Origin of the sequence: Spirillospora sp. CA-108201 (assembly GCF_050936235.1) — a bacterium.
Taxonomy (GTDB): Bacteria; Actinomycetota; Actinomycetes; order Streptosporangiales; family Streptosporangiaceae; genus Spirillospora.
In genome coordinates this window covers 5697182-5717726 of sequence record NZ_JBNJNE010000001.1, presented here as the reverse complement: position 1 = coordinate 5717726, position 20545 = coordinate 5697182, and the positions used below count along the sequence as shown (strand labels likewise).

The following is a 20545-nucleotide window of genomic DNA, read 5'->3' as shown; positions in this document are numbered from 1 at the left end:
TCGCCACCGCCATGAGTACCCGACATTCAACCCTCCACTGGGCGGAAGCCCGGACGCCACCCGCCCGGGCGAGGGGCCGTACCCTGCGAAGTGCCCCCGACCCCGTCTCCGGAGGAGCCCACCATGCGCGACGCGGTGATCTGCGAGCCGCTGAGGACCCCCATCGGCCGGTTCGGCGGGGCGCTCAGGAGCGTCGCGCCCGCCGAGCTCGCCGCGACCGTCGTCCGCGCCGTGGTCGAGCGGACCGGCCTGCCGGGGGACGCGGTCGACGAGGTGATCCTCGGGCACTGCTACCCCACCTCCGACGCCCCCGCCATCGGGCGCGTCGCCGCGCTGGACGCCGGGCTCCCCGTCACGGTCGGCGGCACCCAGCTCGACCGGCGGTGCGGGTCCGGGCTCCAGGCCGTCCTGGACGCCGCCATGCAGATCCAGACCGGCGTCAGCGACGTGGTCGTCGCGGGCGGCGCGGAGAGCATGAGCGGCGCGCCGTTCTACACGACGGCGGCGCGCTGGGGCGTGCGCGGGCCGTCCCTGGAACTGCACGACGCGCTCGCGCGGGGCCGCGTCACCGCGGGCGGCGCCGGCCACCCCGTCCCGGGCGGGATGCTGGAGACCGCCGAGAACCTGCGCCGCGAGTACGGCATCGGGCGCCGGGAGCAGGACGAGCTGGCCGTCCGGTCCCACGAGCGCGCCGTCGCCGCCCAGCGGTCGGGGGTGTTCGCCGAGGAGATCGTCCCGGTGACCGTCCGGTCGCGGAAGGGCGACACGGTCGTCGACACCGACGAGCACCCGCGCCCCGGCACCGCGGTCGAGGGCCTGGCGAAGCTGCGTCCCGTCCTCGGAGAGAGGGACCCGGAGGCCACCGTGACGGCGGGCAACGCCAGCGGCCAGAACGACGCGGCCGCCGCATGCGTGGTCACCACCCCCGAGCGCGCCGCCGAGCTGGGCCTGCGCCCCCTCGTCCGGCTCGTCTCGTGGGCCCGCGCCGGCGTGCCGCCCGCGACGATGGGCATCGGGCCCGTCCCCGCCACCGCCAGGGCCCTGGACGCCGCCGGCCTCACCCTCGCCGACCTGGACCTCATCGAGCTGAACGAGGCGTTCGCCGCGCAGGTCCTCGCCGTCACCCGCGAGTGGGGCCTGAAGGACGCCGACTGGGACCGCGTCAACGTGCACGGCTCCGGCATCTCCCTCGGCCACCCCGTCGGCGCGACCGGCGCCCGCATCCTCGCCACCCTGGCCCGCGAGATGGTCCGCCGCGAGGCCCGCTACGGTCTGGAGACCATGTGCATCGGCGGCGGCCAGGGCCTCGCCGCCATCTTCGAGCGGGTCTGACCGCCACGTGAACGAATGCGCCGAGAGGCGGAAGGGAACCGCATGAACAGGTTGATGCGCGCGCTGATGGTGGTTCCCGCGGCGGCGGTGCTCGTCACGGCCGGGGCGGTGGCCCTGACATCGGCCGGGGCGTCCGCCGCGACGGGCAAGCCGAGCGGCGCGCCGCCGGCCGCGGACGGCTCCAGCGTCTGGTGCGTGTCGACGAGCGGCGCGAAGGCGTGCTTCGCCGAGTACGGAGACCGCGTCTGGGTGAAGGACACCAAGGCGAACGGAGCGTCCGCCGCCGCCACGCTCCAGGACGACGAACCGTCCGCGTCGTGGTACCGGGAGTGCTTCAACAACCGCGGTGCGGACGGCGGTTGGGTGATGTGCGACTTCGACGTGCCGGAGTACCAGCACGGTCTCCTGTGGGCCGTCGACAACCCCTTCGTCGGCAGCCAGGCGTACACGAAGATCTACACCAGCGGCGTCATCTGACCCGCGTCGGCTCCGATCACCCCTCGCCCTCGCCGAACACGGGGGCGGCCGGTGGCGTCTGAGGTGTCATGAGTGTGAAGTGCGAACGGTGTGACGGCCCGCTGGTCCCGGTCGAGTACGGAATGCCCGTCGACGACACGCCGTACCGGCGGCACGAACGCCGCGAGATCTACTACACGGGCGGCTGCATGGGCGGACCCGAGCCGTGGTGGTGCTGGTCGTGCGAGCGTTTCGCCGACCCCGAGCCGCGCCCCCCGCGCTCGATGACCGTGGAGGGCTACCAGCTGTCCCTGATCAAGAGCATGCGCGGCGTCGCCCCGTCCCTCCCGGAGCTGCCGGCGCCCTACGGCGACCCGCCGGCCGGCCTGGCGGAGGAGGCCGGCCGGTGGCGGACCATGCAGGCGTTGAAGATCAAGGACCTGGCGGCGATCCTGGGTGATCCGGTCAGCGGCGGCCCCTCACGGCACCGGTTCGCCCTCCCGCTCTGGCCCGATTTCTGGGAGGAGCACAAGAGCATGGACACCGAGGTCGGCGAGTACGTCCTCGACCGGCGGTTCGTGCGCAGGTCGGGGGAGCCGATGCGGTCGGCGGACGACATGCGCCCCTGGACGGTCCTGCGGCTGGAGGCCGAGGCGTTCTTCGGCTGGGAGCCCACGCGCGCCCCCACCGCGTACTACCACATCGTGCCCTTCGAGCTCGAAGGCCGGCCGATGGAGGCGTGCTTCGTCCACGACCTCCTCATCCAGGTCGCGGAGCCCTCCGCGGGCTAGCTCGGCTCCGCCGTCCAGGACGGGTCGCGGCCGGTCATGGCGATGAGGCGGTCGAGCGGCGGCGCGTCCGCGCCCACCTCGACGGCGGGGCCGAACAGTCCCGGGAGTCCCTGGCCGCCGCTCCGCTCGACGGCCGGGGCGACGAAGGCGAGGCACTCCTCGATCTCGTCGGCATCGGCGTCGTAGGTGCGGCCGATGGCGCGGGAGACGTCCCAGCCGTGCACGACCAGCTCGTTCATCGCGACGCGGCCGGCCTGCTCGGCGGGCAGGTCGAGGCCGCCGGCCTGGGTCATGCCCTGCCACGCGTCCGGGGAGCGCCAGGCCGCCGCCAGCGTGCCGAGCCGCTCGGGAACGCGGGTCCGCCAGTCCGGGGCGAGCCGGGCGGCGTCGGCGGACGGCGGCTCCGACCGGCCCTCCGGGAAGTCCTTCGCCGCCGCCCGGGTGAAGGCCAGGACCAGGCCGTCCACGTGGTCGATGAGGGCGCCGAGCGACATGCCGCCGGACGGCGTCGGCCCGGTGAGCTGGGAGTCGCGCACGTCTGCGAGCAGGCCGGCCATCCGCCTGGCGGCGGGGCCGAGATCGGGCATCGAGGTCATCCTGAATCCTTCCATTTCGCGTACCGCTGGACGGGACGCGGCTGGACGCGTCCCGTCACGTGATATGGACTCGTGAACCGCCGGATACTCATCGATACGCGGGTATGACCCGGGATCGAGGGCATCGGCGGTCCGGAGTTCGGCGCGGGTTGTGCTGACCAGGGGATGTGACGCGTAAGCTACTACCGAGTAGTATTCGGGCCCCGGATGGAGAGCAGTCCGACGCGAGCCCTACGCTGGCTGCCATCGCCCGTACCTCAGGAGGACGGAACAGTGTTCTGGATCACGTTGGTCATCGGGCTCGCCGGAACGGCGGTCGCGCTGGCGCTCGCCGGGAGGCGAGTGCTGTTCCTGTCCGCGATCGCCAAGAGCGGGCAGCCCGATCCCCAGAGGACGCTGCAGGTCAGGCGTGAGCCCGCCAAGGCCGTCGAAGGCCAGGCCGTCGAGGTCCTCGGCCAGCGCAAGCTGCTGAAGTGGACCGTCGCCGGCGTCTCGCACGCCGCGGTCATGTGGGCGTTCATCCTGCTCGCCACCGTCTACCTGGAGGCGGCCGTCGCGCTGCTGTTCGGGCTGGACGCCAAGATCCCGGGCCTGCAGACCTGGCCGCCGATCGGCTTCGTCCAGGACACCATCGCCCTCGCCTGCACCGCCGGCCTGATCGTCTTCACCGCGATCCGGATCAAGAACTCGCCGAAGCGCATCGGCCGCAGCTCCCGGTTCAAGGGCTCGCACCTGTCCGGCGCCTGGATCACGCTGTTCATGATCTTCAACGTGATCTGGACGATGTTCTTCTTCCGCGGCGTGGAGTGGGCCAGCGGCAACCTCCCCTACGGCAAGGGCGCCTATTTCTCCACCCTGGTCGGCCACCTGTTCGACGGGCTGGGCGACCACACGCTGGAGGTCCTGGAGTCGGTCGGTCTCCTGGTGCACATCGGCGTCGCGCTCGTCTTCCTGGTCTTCGTCGTCCACTCCAAGCACCTGCACATCTTCCTGGCCCCGCTGAACGTCATGTTCAAGCGCCGCCCGGACGGCCTCGGCGCCGCGCAGCCGATGATGTCGGGCGGCAAGCCGCTCGACTTCGAGGAGGCCGACCCCGACGAGGACGTCTTCGGCCGCGGCAAGATCGAGGACTTCACCTGGAAGGGCTTCCTCGACATGGCGACCTGCACCGAGTGCGGTCGCTGCCAGTCCCAGTGCCCCGCCTGGAACACCGGCAAGCCCCTGTCGCCGAAGATGCTCGTCCTGGAGCTGCGCGACCACGCCCTCGCCAAGGCCCCCTACTTCACCGCGTCCGAGGACGCCCAGCAGAAGTTCACCGACGAGCAGAAGCTCGCGATGGAGGTGGACAAGGCCCTCGTCGGCGACGACGGCGTCATCCACCCCGACGTCCTGTGGTCCTGCACCAACTGCGGGGCGTGCGTCGAGCAGTGCCCGGTCGACATCGAGCACATCGACCACATCCTGGACATGCGCCGCTTCCAGGTCATGATCGAGTCCTCGTTCCCCTCCGAGGCCGGCGTCATGCTGAAGAACCTGGAGAACAAGGGCAACCCGTGGGGCATGTCCGAGATGAAGCGCCTCGAATGGATCGAGGAGCTCGACTTCGAGGTCGACGTCGTCGACGACAAGGTCTCCGAGGACACCGAGTACCTCTTCTGGGTCGGCTGCGCCGGCGCCCTGGAGGACCGCGCCAAGAAGACCACCAAGGCCGTCGCCGAGCTGCTGCACATCGCGGGCGTCAAGTTCGCCGTCCTCGGCCCCATGGAGGCCTGCACCGGCGACCCGGCCCGCCGCCTCGGCATGGAGTTCGTCTTCCAGATGCTCGGCCAGCAGAACGTCGAGACGCTGAACGACGCGGGGGTCAAGAAGATCGTCGCGACCTGCCCGCACTGCTTCAACACCCTGGCCAACGAGTACCCGCAGATCGGCGGGAACTACGAGGTCGTCCACCACACCCAGCTGCTCGCGCACCTGGTCGAGGAAGGAAGGCTCACCCCGGTCACGCCGATCGAGGAGAACATCACCTACCACGACCCCTGCTTCCTCGGCCGCCACAACAAGGTCTACAAGCAGCCGCGCGACATCATGGCGACCGTCCCCGGCGTCAGGACGCAGGAGATGCACCGGCACAAGGACCGCGGCTTCTGCTGCGGTGCCGGCGGCGCCCGGATGTGGATGGAGGAGCGCATCGGCAAGCGGATCAACACCGAGCGCGTGGACGAGGCGCTGGAGACGAACCCCGACACCGTCTCCACCGCCTGCCCGTTCTGCCTGGTCATGCTGGGCGACGCCATCAACGAGAAGAAGAACGCGGGCGACGCCAAGGAGTCGCTGGAGGTCGTCGACGTCTCCCAGCTCCTGATCCGCTCCATCAAGGGCGAGGGCACCGCCCCCGAGAAGGAGGCGGTCGCCGCCGAGTAGGACGCCCGTCCGACGGCCCCGTTCCCGCTCCGGCGGGGCGGGGCCGTCGCGCGCCCCGGCGGCGGTTGAGGGGGCGGGCTCGCTGGTAAGACCTGGGGATGGCCGTGCTCGTGTCCGTCCTCGCGTTCCTGATGACGCTCGCGGGCGGCCTCACCGCGATGCGCGTCCGCGACCACCGGCACCTCGTCCTCGGCCTCGCGGGCGGGCTCATGCTCGGCGTGGTCGCGTTCGACCTGATCCCCGAGTCGCTGAAGCTGGCGCGGCACCGCCCGTTCGGCGTCCCCACCCCCATGATCGGGTTCGCGGCGGGGTTCCTGCTCCTGCACGTCGTCGAGCAGGCGGTGGCGATCCACCGCGCCCACGAGGAGGAGTACGCCCCGCACGAGCACGTCCGCGGCTCCGGCTCCGGCGGGCTGGTCGCCGCGCTCGCCCTCGTCCTGCACAGCCTGGTCGACGGCCTCAGCATCGGCTTCGGCTTCCAGTCCGGCACCGAGACCGGGTTCTTCGTGGCGCTCGCCGTCGTCACCCACGATTTCGCGGACGGGTTCAACACCTTCACCGCCGCCTCGCTGTACCGCGGCGACCGGCGCCCCGCCGTCGTGCTGCTGCTCGCCGACGCCGCCGCCCCGGTCGCCGGGGCCGCCGTCGGCATGCTGGCGACCGTCCCGGACGCCGTCCTCGGCCCCTACCTCGGCGTCTTCGCCGGCGTCCTGCTGTACCTGGCCGCCGCCGAGATCCTGCCCGAGGCGCACAGCGTCCACCCGCGGATCATGACCCTCGCCGCCACCGGCCTCGGGCTCCTCGCCGTGCTGCTCAGCGTCGGGCTCGCAAGCTGAGAGGGCCGCCCGGAATCCCGGACGGCCCTCCTCAGGAACGTTCCCGGCGTCAGCCCGTCAGCGACGTGGCGTAGCTCTGGTTGGTCTTCAGCCACTCGTCGACCGCCTGGTCCGGCTTGCCCTTGAACTTGTTCTCCATCAGGTCCTCAAGGGAGCCGAGCTGCTTGTCGTCCATCCTGAACTTCTTCAGCCAGCCGGCGACCTCGGGCTGGTCCTTGCCGAAGTCCTTGCGGGCGATGGTGTTGATGCCGTCCGGCTTGCCCATCGCGCCCTTCGGGTCCTGCAGGTCGCGGATGGGGAACTTCGTGTACGCCCAGTGCGGGCGCCACAGCGTGACGACGATGTCCTTCTTGGCGTCGACGGCCTTCTTCAGCTCCGTCAGCATCGCCGCCGTCGAGGACGTCGTCACCTTGTACTCGTCCTTCAGGCCGTACGCGGGGAGCATCTCCTCCTGCGACACCCGGTACAGGCCGGAGCTCTTCTCGATGCCGACGATCTTGCCGCCGTACTGGCCGCCCTTGCCCTTCAGGTCGTCGAGCGTCTTCAGCGGGGAGTAGTTCGGCACGGCGATGGTCAGCGGCGCCGAGTCGTACCAGACGCCGACCTTCTCCAGCTTGTCGCCGTACTGCTTCCAGTAGTCCTCGTGCGTGCCGGGCAGCCAGGAGTCCACGAACAGGTCGACGTCGCCCTTCGACATGCCCGCGTAGAGCGGCCCCGTGTCGAGGTTCTTGACCTCCACCTTGTAGCCCTTGTCGGTCAGGAGCCGCTTCCACAGGGCGGTGGCGGCCTCACCCTCGGCCCAGCCCGAGACCACGCCGATGGTGATCTCCTTGTCGTTCCCGCCCCCGGAGTCGGAGTCGCCGCAGGCCGCGGCGCCCAGACCGAGCGTCAGCGTCAGCGCGGCGACCGTCAGGCCCTTGAACTTGGAGCGCATGCCCATCCTTTCGTTGGCTTGCATGGTGAAGTGGGGGGAGCGGGAAGGTCAGTCGGACGCGCCCGCGCCCGCGCCCGCGGCGGAGGCGACGGCGACCGGGACGGGCTCGGCGGCACGCCGGCGCGTGAACAGCGCCCGCAGCATGCCCGGCCCGTCTCCCAGGGCGCCGGTCAGGCGGTCCAGGTAGATCGCGAGGACCACGACGGCGATGCCGCCCTCGAAGCCCTTGGCGACGTCCACCCGGTTGATGCCCTCCAGCACCTCGCCGCCGAGGCCGCCCGCCCCCACCATGCCGGCGATGACGACCATGGACAGCGACAGCATGATCAGCTGGTTGACGCCGGCCATGATCGACGGCATCGCGAGCGGGATCTGGATCCGGGTCAGGATCCGGCCCGGCGGCGTCCCGAACGCCTCGCCCGCCTCGACCATCTCCGGGTCCACCCCGCGGATGCCGAGCTCGGTCAGCCGCACCCCCGGCGGCATCGCGAAGATCACCGTCGCCACCACGCCGGGCACCGAGCCGATGCTGAAGAAGAAGATCGCCGGAATCAGGTACACGAACGCCGGCATCGTCTGCATGAAGTCCAGGACCGGCCGGACGATCCGGCTCACCACGTCGCTGCGCGCCGCCGCGATGCCGATCGGGATCGCCACCACCGTCGAGACCACCGCCGACACCAGCACCAGGGCCAGCGAGTCCATCGCCGGCTCCCACAGCTCCATGCTGTCGACCAGCGCGAACCCGAGGATCGTGAACAGGCCGAGCTTCCAGCCGCTCAGCACCAGCGCGATCACGGCCAGCACCAGCGTCAGCCCCAGCGGCGGCAGGACGTTCAGGACGCTCGTCAGCCCGTCCACCGACGCCTCGATCGCCGAGCCGATGCCGTCGAACAGCCACGCCAGGTTGTCGGTGCACCAGGTCACCAGGCTGTCGAACCACTCGCCGACCGGAACCCGGGGCAGCTTCATCGCCGCGTCACTCATCGCCGCCGCCCTCCTTCGTCAGCGCCAGCTCCGGCTCGTCCGCGATCTCCTCCACATGGGAGTTGATCGCGCCGAGCGCCGCCAGCAGCGTCACCCGGGGGATCACGCCGAGCAGCGTCCCCTCCTCGTCGGCCACCGGCACCGGCAGATCGCTCTCGGCGACCCGCACGAACAGGTCCGCGACCGGGGTGTCCGGCGCCACCGGCTCCGGGTCCTCCGGGTCGATCAGGCCGTCGAGCGTCTGGACGTTCTCCTGCACCGCGTCCGCGATCACGGTCGCCCGCACCCGCCCGACGAGCCGGCGGTCCCGCCCGACCACGAACGCCGCCGACGTCTGGTGCTCGCGCATCGTCCGCAGAGCCGTCCGCGGCCCGGTCGACGCCAGCACCGTGACCAGCGGCTTCTCCATCACCGAGGCCGCCGTCAGCACCCTGGTACGGTCCACGTCCGCGACGAACTGGGCGACGTAGTCGTTGGCCGGGTCGGTGAGGATCTCCTCGGCCGTCCCGATCTGCACGATCCGGCCCTCCCGCATCACCGCGATGCGGTCGCCGATGCGCATGGCCTCGTTCAGGTCGTGCGTGATGAAGACGATCGTCTTGCCGAACCGGCTCTGCAGGTCCAGGAGCAGGTCCTGGACCTCGCGGCGGATCAGCGGGTCCAGAGCGCTGAAGGCCTCGTCCATCAGGATGATGTCGGTGCCCGAAGCGAGCGCGCGGGCGAGCCCCACCCGCTGCTTCATTCCGCCCGACAACTCGCCGGGGAGCTTGTTCTCCCAGCCTTGGAGACCCACCAGAGCCAGGAACTCCCGGGCGGTCCTCTCTCGTTCTTCCTTGGGAACACCGCGAACTTCGAGCCCATACGCGGCATTGGCCAGAACCGTCCGATGGGGGAACAGCGCGAAGTGCTGGAAGACCATGCTGACCTTGCTCTGCCGAAGCGCCCTCAGCGCCTTCGGCGTCAGCTTCGCGATGTCCTGGCCGTCGATCTCGACGCTCCCGGACGTGACGCCGAGCAACCCGTTCAGCATCCGGATGAGGGTGGACTTCCCCGACCCCGACAGGCCCATGACCACGAAGATCTCGCCCTGCCGGACCTCGAACGTCGCGTCGACGACCGCCGGGGTGACCCCGAGGTCCCGGACCTCCGACAGGTCGGCGCCCGCCCCGAGTTTTCGCTGAGCCTCCGCCGTCCTACGGCCGAAGAGTTTGGAAACGCTTTCCGCGCGGAGTACTGACACGATCTCCTTCCGGGTTCCCACGTCGATGCGCGGAAACGGGTCGCCTCGTCCGTCCAGGCGCCCGGGCCTCACTCAAAGAGGCTGTCAACCAGACGCCATGCCTGTGCGTCGCCCGAAACTACCCGTCCAGAGAACATGTTTCATCTTTTGGTGATTTCCGTCACGTTCGAGTAACGAACTGACTACACTTTCGTCCGGTGAAAGTTCTGGTACGACCGCGACGGCGTCGGCCCCCGCTGGTCCTGGTACCGCGACCCGTGCTTCGCCGAACCGTAGGGGTACTCCGTCGGCGAACTCGTCCGGAACAGGCACATCTGCCCGATCTTCATCCCCGGCCACAACTTGATCGGCAACGTCGCCACGTTCGACAGCTCCAGCGTCACGTGCCCGCTGAACCCGGGATCGATCCACCCCGCCGTCGAGTGCGTGAGCAGCCCCAGCCGCCCCAGCGAACTCTTCCCCTCCAGCCGCGCCGCGAGGTCCTCGGGCAGCCCGAACACCTCGTACGTCGAGGCCAGCACGAACTCCCCGGGGTGCAGCACGAACGCCTCGTCGCCCTCCACCTCCACGAGCCGCGTCAGATCCGGCTGCTCCACAGCGGGATCGATGTGCGGATACCGGTGGTTCTCGAACACCCGGAAGTACCGGTCCAGCCTCACGTCCACGCTGGACGGCTGGACCATGACCGGCTCGAACGGGTCGATCTTCACTCGCCCAGACTCAAGCTCGGCCCTGATGTCGCGATCGGAGAGCAGCACCCCAGAAAGCTATCCCACGCCACGCCCCCACCGACGATCCGGTACAGTAACCACAGCACGGGCGCCCTCAGGCCGCCCCACGCGGGTGTAGTTCAATGGTAGAACTTCAGCTTCCCAAGCTGACAGCGCGGGTTCGATTCCCGTCACCCGCTCACATAACGAAGGCCCAGGCCAGTGACTCATCACTGACGCTGGGCCTCTTTCGTTCCCCGGCCACCGTGCCCGCTACGTGCCCGATCCCTTCCCCTTGCGCCGCTTCTTGGACTTCTTGAGCTCCCGCTTGGCCATCTTGCCGAGAGAGGAAGCGATCTCCCGGTCCCGCTCCCGACGCGCGTGCAGGTAGACCTGCGCAGCCCGGGTGGAGGAGTGGCCCATCCGGTTCATCAGCTCAGCCAGCGAGGCCCCCGACTCGGCCGCGTAGGTGTTGCCAGTGTGCCGAAGGTCATGGACTTGGATCGCGCCGACCTCCAGCTCTGCCTTCTCCAGCGCCCGCGCCCAGGTCTTGGAGAAGTTGCTTCGCCGGAGCTGCCCGCCCCGGACGCCGACGAACACGAACCCGTTGGGGCCGGGCTGGGCGTACAGCTCCAGGTGCTTGCGAAGGTCGGGGATGATCAGGTCCGGCAGGACGACCGTGCGCCGACTTGCTTCGGACTTGGGCGTCCCCTTCACCAGCGGCCCCAGCTCATAGACGGTTTCGTCCACCCGAACCGTCCCGGCGTCCAGGTCAAGAAGACGGCGGCCCCCGGGGGGGCCGCCGTCTGTGCCTAACCTCGTAGGTCAGCGGGTGGGACCGAGAGGCTAGTGCCCCTCGGGCTGGTCGGTGGCCGGCGGGGGCGTCTGCGTCTTGGTCCCGTCGTCCGTGTAGGTCTTGTCCACGTCCGGGTCGTTCCAGTCACCGGTCGGGACGGTCGGGTTGCCGTTCATAGCAATCACCTCGAGATGAGATCGTTTGTCAGGTCCGGCGTGCATGACGCACACCGAGTAAGACTGTTCGCCGTACGGGGCAAAGCGCACCATGTGCGGTTCGCTGTTTCCGTTGAGGGGCGGCGGCGCTCAGGCCGCTGCGCGGCCCCGCGCCAGGCCGCCCGGAGCGTGCGGCGTGGGCGCCGGTCACCGGACGGCCGCGCCGGGCCGCGTGTCGCGCCACGCCCGCCGGCCCCGCCCCGACCGCTCACCGCAAGGTCGCGCCGCCGCCCTGATGAGCCGACACCGAAAGCCTCCAAGCCCGTTCAGCGACGAGGGCCAGGGCGTGAGTCTGGTCGGCCCGTTCGGCGACGAGCCCCAGGGCGTGACTGTGGTCGATCGCCGTTGGAGTCGTCAGGGGAGTTGCCGGAAGGTCGGTTGAGCGTGCGCTGCTGGGGAACCCCGTGGTTCCCCAGACCCCTCCTGGAACCGGAGAGCACTCCCGCGCGATTCTGTCCGTCTCGGGGTTCGCGCCGTTCGCGCGGGAGAACCCTCCGGACCGGCGTGCAACGGGTGGCGTGCCCGTTGCGTGCCCGTTGGAGCGGACGATCACGGGCACGTGCGGTCGCTCGCGGGGTTGAGAGCACGCCTTGGCAGGTCAGCGGTATTGCTGGTGATCGTTGATCTGGGGAAGTGACTTCCCAAGCTGACAGCGCGGGTTCGATTCCCGTCACCCGCTCACTGAGAAGGCCCAGGCCAGGGACATGATCCCCGAACCTGGGCCTTGATCGTTTTTAATCGTCTTCACCGCCGCGCCATTAACGGGCCATTAGGCCACCGGCACCAGCGCCCCGCCCGCTCCGCCGTCCTCGTCGTCGTCCTGGCCCCTCGTCGTCGCCGCGCTCTTCCCGAACGAGGGCATCGAGGCCGTCAGCGATGATGCGGTCGCCCTTGGCCGACCGGTGTTGGTAGCGCAGCGCCGCCCGCTCGTTGTCGTGGCCCATGCGCGCCATCAGGTTCTTTGTCGAGACGCCCATGTCCGCGGCGAGCTGGTTACCGGTGTGCTGGAGGTCATGGAAATGCAGGTTCGGAACGCCGAGCGCGTTCACCACGTGCCGCCAGTTGGTGACCTTGTTGAACCCGCTGCGGCGAAGCGGCCTGCCCTTGAGCCCTGCGAAGATCAGGGCGTGAGGCTCCTTGCCTGTGTACCTGTTCAGGTGTGCCGTCAGGTGGGGGACGATCGCGGCCGGAATGGTGACCGTGCGAACCCCGCCTTGGACTTCGGCGGCCCGAGCAGCATCTGACCGTTCGCCTGTTCCACGTAGGCGTGACGGACCCGGACAGTGCGCGCGGTGAGGTCGACATCGCAGCGGCGCAACGCCGTGATCTCGCCCCATCGCAGGCTCGCGAAGGTGGCGAGCAGGATGAACGCCCGCAGTCGCTCATCACGGACCACGTCAGCGTGCCCGTCCTCAGCCATCTTCCACAGCGCCCGTTCCGCCTCCGTCCGAGTGGCGAACGTCTGAGGGAAGCGCCGCACGAGACCGCCCTTGACGCGGTAGCGGAGCCGGTACTCACCGGAATCCAGCTTGCGGAAGTTGCCGACCGGCCGCACGCCGACCCGTTCGGCCAACTCGAAGACTTGGGCCACGGTGAGCGTCGGCCGCTCCTCTGCATGCTCGGTGCCGGCCCCGCGGACCTGGCTCTAAAACTGACGGTCATCGTTGACACCTGGGTCTCCGGCCAGTACGGAGATCATCTATGTCGACCCCCAGCGCGCCGGGCATGCGGCCTGTCCCGTCCGGTCCCGCCGCGCCGCGCCGCCCGTCCGCCCGTGGTGGACCCATGTCCAAGAACATGCGGCTGGCGGTGGGGCGCCGACTTCGGGAACTCCAAGCCCCGGCCGGTTCAGGACTCTCGGCGTCCGCGCCGGGAACCTGGTCAGTAGCAATAGAAACAGCCCTCCCGAAAGGAGGGCTGTGGGCAAGGGCCACCGTTAAATGACCTTCTAGTGAAACGTTTCCTCCGTCACTCGGACGAACGAAGCGTGGAACTCCTTGTCGCTGTTCAGATGCGCTGGCGGAGGGCTGGTAATGAGGCCGACGACCCTTGCCGCGAGCTTACGCTCGCGGCCGTCATCAAACAGTCGCTCGGCAGCTTCCAACGCCTTGGCGTGGATGTCTCCCAGAGAGTTTCCAGTGACGTCGTGAACTTCGAGCTCACACATTTTTCTGTCTCCATCTAGTTTGTAGGGGTTTGTTTGTAGGTACTTCCAGCACTCTAACAGACACTGATGTCTGTATGACAGGGTCGCCATGGGCGAGGCGCGCAGCGACCGACACCTGCGAGCGCTCACGCCCAGCCTCAGAGCGAGGAACTGACTCCATTCCCGACAGGCCTGGCTATAGCCCGGTGGCACACCTTCACGGTTGCTTCTCCTGGACAGCGCCGGTCTTGCTACGGATCAGACGACGATGGTTGCGCCCTACGATCGCCACTGCGTGGCTGAGGCGGTTGCGGGGCTGGGGGCGATCGCTGCCGCGCGGCTTCCGGTGCTCGGGCCGTGGCCGGCCCTGCGCTCCGGGTCCGCTTGCCCTCGGATGGTCGGGTGCTGTCCCCGTTCCGAGCGGGCTGAGGGCACGCAGCTCAGCACCTACGGCGGCGTGCAATTAGCGTGCAATTGGCCGCGGTGATCAGGGGGCAGTCGCGGTCACTCGCGGTACGAGCGGAGGCCAGGTCAGCCGCCCTGACGGCCCGGATCGGTTTGATTCCAAAGCTGACAGCGCGGGTTCGATTCCCGTCACCCGCTCACTGAGAAGGCCCAGGCCAGGGACATGATCCCCGAACCTGGGCCTTGATCGTTTCGCCGCCGGACCATCGACGGGCAATAAGCGGGCAATTAGGCAACGGGCACCAGCGCACCCGCCGCCCCGTCCTCGTCGTCGCCGTCCCGTTCCTGTTCGGCCCGCACAAGGGCATCCAGGCCTTCAGCGATCGCACGGTCAGCGCTGTTGGATCGATGCTGGTAGCGCAGCGCGGCCCGCTCGTTGTCGTGGCCCATGCGCGCCATCAAGTCTTGGTCGAGACGCCCATGTCGGCGGCCAGGGTGTTACCTGTATGCCGCAGATCGTGAAAGTGCAGGTTGGGCACGCCCAGCGCTTCCGCGACGTACTTCCACCGGGTGAGCTTGTTGAAGCCGCTCCGCCGCATCGGTCCGCCCTTGATCCCCGCGAAGACCAGGACGTCATCACCGGGCCGGACGTACCGGTTCAGGTGCGCGACCCGCTTGCCCGGCTCCCCGAGCCGGACGAAGCGGATGCGTCGCTCAGCGATGAGGCGTCGCGGGAACCGCTCCGAGGTGTCGAGCACCTGCGCGGCCTCAGCGACGGTCAGCAGGCGCTCCCCAGACACCATCGTTGGAGACGAGTCCGGGGAGCAGCCGGTCCAGGCGCCGCGACACCTCGACAACCAAGATCAGCCGTTGACTTGACACCTCTCCCCGCCACCGAGCACGGTCCAGCCAAGTGATCGCGACGGGCGCCCCTCGCCCAAATAGACGGTACTGTCCATTTGTCCGATGAATATTTTGAGGTTGCGCCGAGGCTGCCGCCGGGCGGTCGGAGAGGGGCCCAGCGATGGCGACGATGATCTCCTACCGGGGACACGGCTGGCTGAGTCCGCTGATCTTGTTCGGTGTGTCGCTGCTGCTGGTCGGTGTGCTGTCGCGGACGGGCCTGCCCATCATTGTCACAGCGGTGCCCTGTTTCCTGGCGGGCGCGGCCGTCAATCACCTGGTGGGCATCCGGCTGAACTCGACGGTCACGCCGCGGGGCCGGGTGTTCCACAATCGGCATGAGTTCATGGGCGCGCCGATGCAGAACATCTCCTGGTTCGTCGGCGGGGCGCTCTTCCTGGTGGCGGGGGCCGTCGTAGCCGGCCTGGGCGGCGAGGAGGCCGGACACCAGTTCTTCTACCTTGGGGCGGGGACGGGACTGGCGGTGCTGGTGGTCGTCAAGATCCGGCGCGGCCGGGTGTACCCCCTTCACCTGTCGGGAGAGGCAGCGCTGACCGGCGGCCAGATGACGGCGATGATCGACGGTCGTGCGGTCACGTTCGAGGTGCCCGCCGGAGTCAGGTCGGGGGCCTTCGTGCGGGCACCCGGTCAGGGCAGGGATGGCACGGACCTACGTCTGCGAGTGATCGTGCGGGGATGAGGTCGCACAATTTCACCGCCTGATCTCCCCGGGCCCTGCGCGGGAACCCCACCCCTCAACAATCACCACCAGGGTGACGAGCACACCGTCCGTCCTTCCAGGTCTGTACAGATCTCGCCCGTGACCGTCGACGTACCGAGGGTTGGACATGCCCGAAGCGGGGTCTCGCGACCCCAGCCCCCGCGAGCCGGAGCACTCATCCGCGCGAATCCGTCTGTCACACCGGCTCGCCGTTCGCGCGGATGAGCACTCCGGACCGGCTGGCGTGGGTGCGATCCATGGGCGTTCGCCGTCGATCAGGGGAGCGTGAAGTTGTACGTTGCGGGTGCGTCACGAGCTCATTTCCGTCAGGTCAGGGCGGTAGGAGTACAGCAGAGAAGGACAGCGACACAGGCACACAAGGGCTCATGTCCAGGATCACCGGCACCTGTGTACAGCTGGGCTGGAATGGCCGAGCGTGGGCCCGCCGGTTGCTACGGATCAGATGGTCGAGACATCGGCCGTAACGATCGCTGTGCGTGGCTGGGCGCCGTTCGGGGCTGGGGCGATCGGCTGACGCGCCGCTTCCGGTGCTCGGGGCTTGACGGCCCTTGCGCTCCGGGACCGCTTGCCATCGGGTGATCGGGTGCCGTCGTCGTTGGGCAGGATGAGGGGGTTCAGGTCCGCGGCTACGGTGTCGGGCCATTGGCGGGCCATTAACCAGGGTGATCGAGGGGTACCGAGGCTAGGCGGCCCAGGCCGGGCAGGAACCGGCCGACACGGGCGGAGTAAACGGCGTAGGCGGTGCCGTGGAGGCGCTGCAGGTAGGGCTCTTCCACGGCGCGCACCTGTATCTCGATGGCGAAGACGGTCAGGGCCAGGCCGAACAGCGACACCAGGTTGGGGACCATGGCGGCCAGACCCAACGCGGTTGCGATCATCGCGGTGAAGATCGGATTGCGGGCCAGCGCGAAGGCGCCGGAGGTGACCAGGGGCGTGCGTTCGTGTTCGTCGACGCCGATCCGCCACGAGGTGCCCATCGACTTCTGTGCGGTCAATGTGGCCAGCATGCCCAGCAGCGTGACGACCATCCCGGCGACGCGAACCGCTGGATGTTCCACGGAACTGATGAGGGGGAGCCCGGCGAGATCCGCGATGGGGCCGGCGGCGCCGATGAGGAGGGCGCCGGTGAACAGGATTCGCGCCCACCACTGCAGGGTGCCAGGACGCAGGCCGGTACCGCGCCATCCGGTGTCGCCGGTGCGGCGCCATTGCAGCAGGCTGCGCAGCCCGAAGGCCAGCAGTGCCCAGAACAGGTAGATGACCAGGGCGGCAGTTGCCATGACGTTCCGTCCTCGCGTTCCGTGTGACTAGGAGCAGCAGGCGCAGTCGGAGCCGCATGCATTGCACGCTTCCGCCGATGAGCCGGTGACGCCGCGGGCAGTTGTCGCCTGCTGTGTGGGGACGGCGCAGCAGGTGTCACCGCGCCAGGCGTCACGGCCCTCCTTGACCGCGACGGCAGCGATCACCAGCGCTGTGATCGGGTCGGCCCAGGCCCAGCCGAACAGCGCGTTGAGTGCCAGCCCGACCAGCAGCACGGCCGACAGGTAGGTGCACAGCAAGGTTTGTTTCGAGTCGGCTACAGCGCTGGCCGAGCCCAACTCGCGGCCGGCGCGGCGTTGCGCAGCCGACAGGAACGGCATGACCAGCAGTGAGAGCGCGGCCAGCGTCAGGCCCGGCGTCGAGTGTTCCGCCTCTCCGGTGCCCAGCAGGGTGCGGACCGCGTCGACGGTGACATAGGCGGCCAGCGCGAAGAACGAGGCCGCGATGATGCGCAGCGCGCGGTGTTCGCGACGTTCGACCACGGCCGGGTCACGTGCGGAGAACTGCCAGGCGACCGCGGCGGCCGAAGCAACCTCGATCACCGAATCGAGCCCGAACGCCACCAGCGCACCCGAAGACGCGACCGTACCGGCGGTGATCGCCACAACCGCCTCAGCCGCGTTGTAGGTGATCGTGACCGCCACCAGCAGCCGTACCCGTCGCGCCAACGCCGCCGGGCGCCGAGGAGAAGGACCCAGCGGCAGCGTCGTCACGCCCGCGCCTCCGCCCCGTCCGTGCACGCCCCCACGTCTTCGCCACCGCCGACGCCGTAGGTCGGGCACAGCGCAACGGCGCGGCCCGTCGCGGCGAGAAGACGCTCAGCCGAGCGCAGAAGATCCAGCAGTTCAGGGGTCGCGATGAAGTAGAACGACTGGCGCCCATCGGCGCGGTAGTCCACCAGCTTGCAGCCGCGCAGGCAGCCCAGATGCTTGGACACCGTCGACTGCGCCAGACCCAGTTCACGGGTCAGGTCGACCACGCGAGCCTCCCCACGGGCCAGCCGTTGCACGATCGACAGCCGCACCGGATCGGCCAACGAGTGGAACAGTGCCGCCGCAGGCGCGAGGGCATCCAACGAAGTCATTCCACAATCGGAATCAATCATCATGTTGTGATGATATGCCTTATGCGTGCTCAGTCAAGAGGCCGAGGCCAAGGAGCCGTCCCACGCATCAGCCCCCCAGACGCCAGCCACCAGGGGTGAGACCGAGCCGCTACGGGGCGGAGACGACCGGATCGGCGCAGGTAGGCAGACCCGCCGCGTGCCATTAGCGTGCAATTGGCCACGTTGATCAGGGGTCGGTCACGGTCACTCGCGGTACGAGCGGACGCCAGGTCAGCCGCTATGGCGGCTGTGATCGGTTTGGTTCCCGCGTCGACAGCGCGGGTTCGATTCCCGTCACTCGCTCCCATGCGAAGGCCCAGGCCAGGGACTGGATCCCCGAACCCGGGCCTTACTCGTCTCCGGCCGTCGTCGCAGACGGGCCATCGTTAGATGTGGTGGGCCAGGCGAGGGTGTCGGCGACGATGATCTGTCCGTCGCGGATGACCCATTTCTGGTTGGCGTGGTTCATGCAGCGCCACAGGCGGACGGTGGTGTTGTCCGCCCGGCTGTCGGTGGCGTCCAGACACGCGGGGGTGGGGGCCGCGCGCCTGGGGGTGGAGGCCGCGGCGGCGGCGGGGCAGTGGCGATCGCGGCGACGGCCAGGGCCAGGCCGACCAGTGGGAGCTTCTTGATCACAGGGGGTCCCTCTCTGAATGACTACTAACCGTCATGGTGCATGCTTTGTCACGGCGGCGAGGAGGATCAGCGCCCGAGGCCGGTCGTCCTGGGCCACATCCGCGCGTTCCTCTTCAGCGAGCCTCCACGGCGCCCGCTCAGCCTCCAGGCGCGTCCCGAAGGGACCCGGGAGCCGGCGCATGATGCCGTCTTGACCTGGTGGCGCAGCCGGTACTCGCCCGAGTCCGGTTTCCGGATGTTGTCCACCGGCCGCACGCCGACCCGTTCGGCCAGCTCGAAGACCTGAGCGACCGTGAGGGTCGGCGTTCGGGCGTTGAAGATCAAGAAGAAACCCCCGGCGGTAGTGCCACCGGGGGCCTGGTGCTCAGTCCAGCTCCTCGAGAGAAGTCCTCGTCGGGGGCGGGGCCTTGTCTCAGCAGATCAAACTGCCTCTTGTTCACCTCGTCGGTCAGGGTTGATCATCAACGCGAGCGTACATCGGGTATGTGTCGACCTGCTCTCTGGTGATGGACCAGAGATCGATTTCCACACCATCCTCAATGTGGTGCTCGATAGATGACCCCTCCTTGAGGAAGCCGACCTTTTCGGCCAGCCTCAGCGACGCGGTGTTCTCCGACAGGATTTCGGCTTGGAGCCGGTCCAGTCGAAGCTGTTCGAACCCATAGCGGATCGCCAGGGAAAGTGCTTCGGTCATGTAGCCGTGCTTTTGATGGGCAACGAATGTCGCATATGCCACCTCTCCCTGGCGAAGGTGCCACACGTTGCTGCCGACCGTGATGTCGATGAAACCCACGATGGCCTTGGTGGTTCGCAAGCACACCACAAAACCGAACACACCCTCCGCACCGTACCTACTCATGTAACGACGGAAACGCGAGGGCTTGGTCGGCGCCATGGGCCAAGGACGAAAAGGACGAAACTGTTCCTTGCTGGTCTTCGCCAGCGCAACGAATTCGGCCTCGTCGGCGGCTGTGATCATCCGCAGTAATACCTGGTCACCCTCGTAGATGACACGGCGGTCGTCGGCCACCGTGCCGCTCGGCACGTGGACGGCGTCCGCGCGTGGATCACCGGAGGTGAGCGGCGACCGCGGATCGGAAGTCTCGGACATGCGAGGCTCCTTCGTGGTCTTTTGTTTGTCGGGGACTATGAGACTGCGAGGTCTCAGGTGTCACTGTCCGTGCGCGGCAGGGCGCGGCAACCTCATTGATCGGCGCATGCGGATAGATCAGCAGGTCCGAAGTTGCCTCATGTCTGCTGGTCAGGGGCCTGTGGGACTGGCCTGTACGGTCCTGATCTTGCTACGGATCAGAGGGCGGTAGCCCTGCGGTGGTCACGGCGTGGCCGATGCCGGTTGCGTGGTCGGGGGCGGTCGCTCCGCGCGGCTTCCGGTGCCCGGGCCGTTGTCGGCCCTGCGCTTCCGGGTCCGCTTGCCCTCGGATGACCGGGTGCTGTCGCCGTTCCGATCGGGGCCGGGGGCGCAGGGCAGCGGCTATGGCAGCGGGCCATTAGTGGGTCGTTGATTAGGATGATCAGGGGGCTTCCCGGACGGCGCCGGCCCAGGTCAGCGGTGTTATCGGGCAGGGGCCGGACTATTTTTCAAGCTGGCGGCGTGGGTTCGATTCCCGTCACCAGCTCCCAAGGTGAAGGCCCAGGGTGAATCATTAAATGAGTGGCCCATCCGGTTCATCAGCTCAGCCTGCGACGCCCCGACTCGGCGCATAGGTGTCACCGGTGTGGTGCCGGTCATCGGACGGTTGCGCCGGGGCCGCGCATCGTGCCGCCGCTGCCCCCTGCCAACGGCCGGCGGTCGCTGGGGCACGCCGCCGCCCAAGGCTCAGGCCATCACATGGCCGAGGTTCTTACCCTCCGCAAGATCAAGAGCGGCCGCCTGCCCTCCCACGGGTGCCTGCCTCGGCCAGGCGGTGCAGGAGCCGGCGGCCGCCTGGCGTGGCCGCGCCAACCGCTGGAGGC

21 protein-coding genes, 1 tRNA gene and 2 pseudogenes are annotated in these 20545 nt (G+C 68.9%); 7 read left to right on the top strand and 17 right to left on the bottom strand.

All coding sequences use genetic code 11. The features are described 5' to 3' along the window. The first annotated feature begins 123 nt into the window (after positions 1–123). The 3 genes from ACQEU6_RS27560 to ACQEU6_RS27550 all read left to right on the top strand — a co-directional run bounded on the left by ACQEU6_RS27560 (position 124) and on the right by ACQEU6_RS27550 (position 2579). Entirely contained in the window at positions 124–1332 is a 1209-nt protein-coding gene (locus ACQEU6_RS27560; protein WP_499335955.1) for an acetyl-CoA C-acetyltransferase, read from the top strand. Between the two features lie 42 nt (positions 1333–1374). Then, entirely contained in the window at positions 1375–1809 is a 435-nt protein-coding gene (locus ACQEU6_RS27555) for a hypothetical protein (protein WP_499335954.1), read from the top strand. Between the two features lie 68 nt (positions 1810–1877). Beyond that, on the top strand, positions 1878–2579 hold the full coding sequence (locus ACQEU6_RS27550; protein ID WP_499335953.1) for a hypothetical protein: 702 nt from the start codon (positions 1878–1880) through the stop codon (positions 2577–2579). Here the strand turns inward: ACQEU6_RS27550 and ACQEU6_RS27545 are convergent. After that, positions 2576–3175, bottom strand: a complete 600-nt coding sequence (locus tag ACQEU6_RS27545; RefSeq protein ID WP_499335952.1) for a TIGR03086 family metal-binding protein — start codon at positions 3173–3175, stop codon at positions 2576–2578. The genes ACQEU6_RS27550 and ACQEU6_RS27545 overlap by 4 nt on opposite strands. A 273-nt stretch (positions 3176–3448) precedes the next feature. On the opposite strand from ACQEU6_RS27545, the gene ACQEU6_RS27540 reads away from it, so the two are divergent. Both ACQEU6_RS27540 and ACQEU6_RS27535 read left to right on the top strand, forming a co-directional pair. Beyond that, a complete protein-coding gene (locus ACQEU6_RS27540; protein ID WP_499335951.1) occupies positions 3449–5596 on the top strand; it encodes a (Fe-S)-binding protein in 2148 nt (715 codons plus the stop codon). Between the two features lie 98 nt (positions 5597–5694). Further along, positions 5695–6432: a ZIP family metal transporter gene (locus tag ACQEU6_RS27535; RefSeq protein WP_499335950.1), complete on the top strand. Its 738-nt coding sequence runs from the start codon at positions 5695–5697 to the stop codon at positions 6430–6432. Positions 6433–6481: 49 nt separating this feature from the next. Here the strand turns inward: ACQEU6_RS27535 and ACQEU6_RS27530 are convergent, their stop codons facing one another. From ACQEU6_RS27530 to dcd, 4 genes and pseudogenes are all read right to left on the bottom strand, one after another. Continuing rightward, a complete protein-coding gene (locus ACQEU6_RS27530; protein WP_499335949.1) occupies positions 6482–7366 on the bottom strand; it encodes a glycine betaine ABC transporter substrate-binding protein in 885 nt (294 codons plus the stop codon). 159 nt (positions 7367–7525) lie between these two features. Further along, positions 7526–8182 (bottom strand): annotated as a pseudogene (locus tag ACQEU6_RS27525) (ABC transporter permease); the annotation flags it as partial. A gap of 163 nt (positions 8183–8345) precedes the next feature. Beyond that, positions 8346–9593 carry a quaternary amine ABC transporter ATP-binding protein gene (locus ACQEU6_RS27520; RefSeq protein WP_499335948.1) on the bottom strand — a complete coding sequence of 416 codons (1248 nt, stop codon included), beginning with the start codon at positions 9591–9593 and terminating at the stop codon, positions 8346–8348. A gap of 182 nt (positions 9594–9775) precedes the next feature. After that, positions 9776–10351 carry a dCTP deaminase gene (dcd, locus tag ACQEU6_RS27515; protein WP_499335947.1) on the bottom strand — a complete coding sequence of 192 codons (576 nt, stop codon included), beginning with the start codon at positions 10349–10351 and terminating at the stop codon, positions 9776–9778. A gap of 81 nt (positions 10352–10432) precedes the next feature. Between dcd and ACQEU6_RS27510 the strand changes: the two genes are divergently transcribed. Next, positions 10433–10503: transfer RNA gene (locus ACQEU6_RS27510), tRNA-Gly, on the top strand. A 73-nt stretch (positions 10504–10576) separates the two neighbouring features. Here the strand turns inward: ACQEU6_RS27510 and ACQEU6_RS27505 are convergent. The 7 genes and pseudogenes from ACQEU6_RS27505 to ACQEU6_RS27475 form a co-directional block, all read right to left on the bottom strand. Beyond that, positions 10577–11089: pseudogene (locus tag ACQEU6_RS27505) on the bottom strand (tyrosine-type recombinase/integrase); the annotation flags it as partial. A gap of 60 nt (positions 11090–11149) precedes the next feature. After that, positions 11150–11275: a hypothetical protein gene (locus tag ACQEU6_RS27500; protein WP_499335946.1), complete on the bottom strand. Its 126-nt coding sequence runs from the start codon at positions 11273–11275 to the stop codon at positions 11150–11152. 797 nt (positions 11276–12072) lie between these two features. Next, positions 12073–12471, bottom strand: a complete 399-nt coding sequence (locus ACQEU6_RS27495) for a tyrosine-type recombinase/integrase (RefSeq protein WP_499340361.1) — start codon at positions 12469–12471, stop codon at positions 12073–12075. Between the two features lie 8 nt (positions 12472–12479). After that, positions 12480–12905, bottom strand: coding sequence for a site-specific integrase (locus tag ACQEU6_RS27490; RefSeq protein WP_499335945.1), 426 nt, complete (start codon positions 12903–12905; stop codon positions 12480–12482). Between the two features lie 357 nt (positions 12906–13262). Beyond that, positions 13263–13481 (bottom strand): hypothetical protein, encoded by a 219-nt coding sequence (locus ACQEU6_RS27485; RefSeq protein ID WP_499335944.1) that lies wholly within the window; start codon positions 13479–13481, stop codon positions 13263–13265. A gap of 672 nt (positions 13482–14153) precedes the next feature. Continuing rightward, positions 14154–14324 (bottom strand): hypothetical protein, encoded by a 171-nt coding sequence (locus tag ACQEU6_RS27480; protein ID WP_499335943.1) that lies wholly within the window; start codon positions 14322–14324, stop codon positions 14154–14156. Then, a complete protein-coding gene (locus ACQEU6_RS27475) occupies positions 14324–14668 on the bottom strand; it encodes an excisionase family DNA-binding protein (protein WP_499335942.1) in 345 nt (114 codons plus the stop codon). Before ACQEU6_RS27475 ends, ACQEU6_RS27480 begins: the two co-directional genes overlap by 1 nt. A 221-nt stretch (positions 14669–14889) precedes the next feature. Between ACQEU6_RS27475 and ACQEU6_RS27470 the strand changes: the two genes are divergently transcribed. Further along, positions 14890–15468 carry a hypothetical protein gene (locus tag ACQEU6_RS27470; RefSeq protein ID WP_499335941.1) on the top strand — a complete coding sequence of 193 codons (579 nt, stop codon included), beginning with the start codon at positions 14890–14892 and terminating at the stop codon, positions 15466–15468. Between the two features lie 695 nt (positions 15469–16163). On the opposite strand, the gene ACQEU6_RS27465 is transcribed toward ACQEU6_RS27470, so the two are convergent. From ACQEU6_RS27465 to ACQEU6_RS27445, 5 genes are all read right to left on the bottom strand, one after another. Then, entirely contained in the window at positions 16164–16790 is a 627-nt protein-coding gene (locus tag ACQEU6_RS27465) for a methyltransferase family protein (RefSeq protein ID WP_499335940.1), read from the bottom strand. 27 nt (positions 16791–16817) lie between these two features. Further along, complete coding sequence (locus ACQEU6_RS27460; protein ID WP_499335939.1) at positions 16818–17543, bottom strand: cation diffusion facilitator family transporter; 726 nt, start codon at positions 17541–17543, stop codon at positions 16818–16820. After that, positions 17540–17938: an ArsR/SmtB family transcription factor gene (locus tag ACQEU6_RS27455; protein ID WP_499335938.1), complete on the bottom strand. Its 399-nt coding sequence runs from the start codon at positions 17936–17938 to the stop codon at positions 17540–17542. Before ACQEU6_RS27455 ends, ACQEU6_RS27460 begins: the two co-directional genes overlap by 4 nt. Positions 17939–18637: 699 nt before the next feature. Beyond that, positions 18638–18895, bottom strand: coding sequence for a hypothetical protein (locus tag ACQEU6_RS27450; RefSeq protein WP_499335937.1), 258 nt, complete (start codon positions 18893–18895; stop codon positions 18638–18640). A gap of 124 nt (positions 18896–19019) precedes the next feature. Next, positions 19020–19682 (bottom strand): GNAT family N-acetyltransferase, encoded by a 663-nt coding sequence (locus tag ACQEU6_RS27445; RefSeq protein WP_499335936.1) that lies wholly within the window; start codon positions 19680–19682, stop codon positions 19020–19022. Between the last annotated feature and the right edge of the window lie 863 nt (positions 19683–20545).

Excerpts from the sequence above, each read along its gene's own strand:
- ACQEU6_RS27560 (WP_499335955.1), top strand. The coding sequence starts at position 124 with ATGCGCGACGCGGTGATCTGCGAGCCGCTGAGGACCCCCATCGGCCGG.
- ACQEU6_RS27555 (WP_499335954.1), top strand. The coding sequence starts at position 1,375 with ATGAACAGGTTGATGCGCGCGCTGATGGTGGTTCCCGCGGCGGCGGTG.
- ACQEU6_RS27550 (WP_499335953.1), top strand. The coding sequence starts at position 1,878 with ATGAGTGTGAAGTGCGAACGGTGTGACGGCCCGCTGGTCCCGGTCGAG.
- ACQEU6_RS27545 (WP_499335952.1), bottom strand. The coding sequence starts at position 3,175 with ATGACCTCGATGCCCGATCTCGGCCCCGCCGCCAGGCGGATGGCCGGC.
- ACQEU6_RS27535 (WP_499335950.1), top strand. The coding sequence starts at position 5,695 with ATGGCCGTGCTCGTGTCCGTCCTCGCGTTCCTGATGACGCTCGCGGGC.
- ACQEU6_RS27530 (WP_499335949.1), bottom strand. The coding sequence starts at position 7,366 with ATGCGCTCCAAGTTCAAGGGCCTGACGGTCGCCGCGCTGACGCTGACG.
- ACQEU6_RS27500 (WP_499335946.1), bottom strand. The coding sequence starts at position 11,275 with ATGAACGGCAACCCGACCGTCCCGACCGGTGACTGGAACGACCCGGAC.
- ACQEU6_RS27485 (WP_499335944.1), bottom strand. The coding sequence starts at position 13,481 with ATGTGTGAGCTCGAAGTTCACGACGTCACTGGAAACTCTCTGGGAGAC.
- ACQEU6_RS27480 (WP_499335943.1), bottom strand. The coding sequence starts at position 14,324 with ATGGCGCGCATGGGCCACGACAACGAGCGGGCCGCGCTGCGCTACCAG.
- ACQEU6_RS27475 (WP_499335942.1), bottom strand. The coding sequence starts at position 14,668 with ATGGTGTCTGGGGAGCGCCTGCTGACCGTCGCTGAGGCCGCGCAGGTG.
- ACQEU6_RS27470 (WP_499335941.1), top strand. The coding sequence starts at position 14,890 with ATGGCGACGATGATCTCCTACCGGGGACACGGCTGGCTGAGTCCGCTG.
- ACQEU6_RS27465 (WP_499335940.1), bottom strand. The coding sequence starts at position 16,790 with ATGGCAACTGCCGCCCTGGTCATCTACCTGTTCTGGGCACTGCTGGCC.
- ACQEU6_RS27455 (WP_499335938.1), bottom strand. The coding sequence starts at position 17,938 with ATGATGATTGATTCCGATTGTGGAATGACTTCGTTGGATGCCCTCGCG.
- ACQEU6_RS27445 (WP_499335936.1), bottom strand. The coding sequence starts at position 19,682 with ATGTCCGAGACTTCCGATCCGCGGTCGCCGCTCACCTCCGGTGATCCA.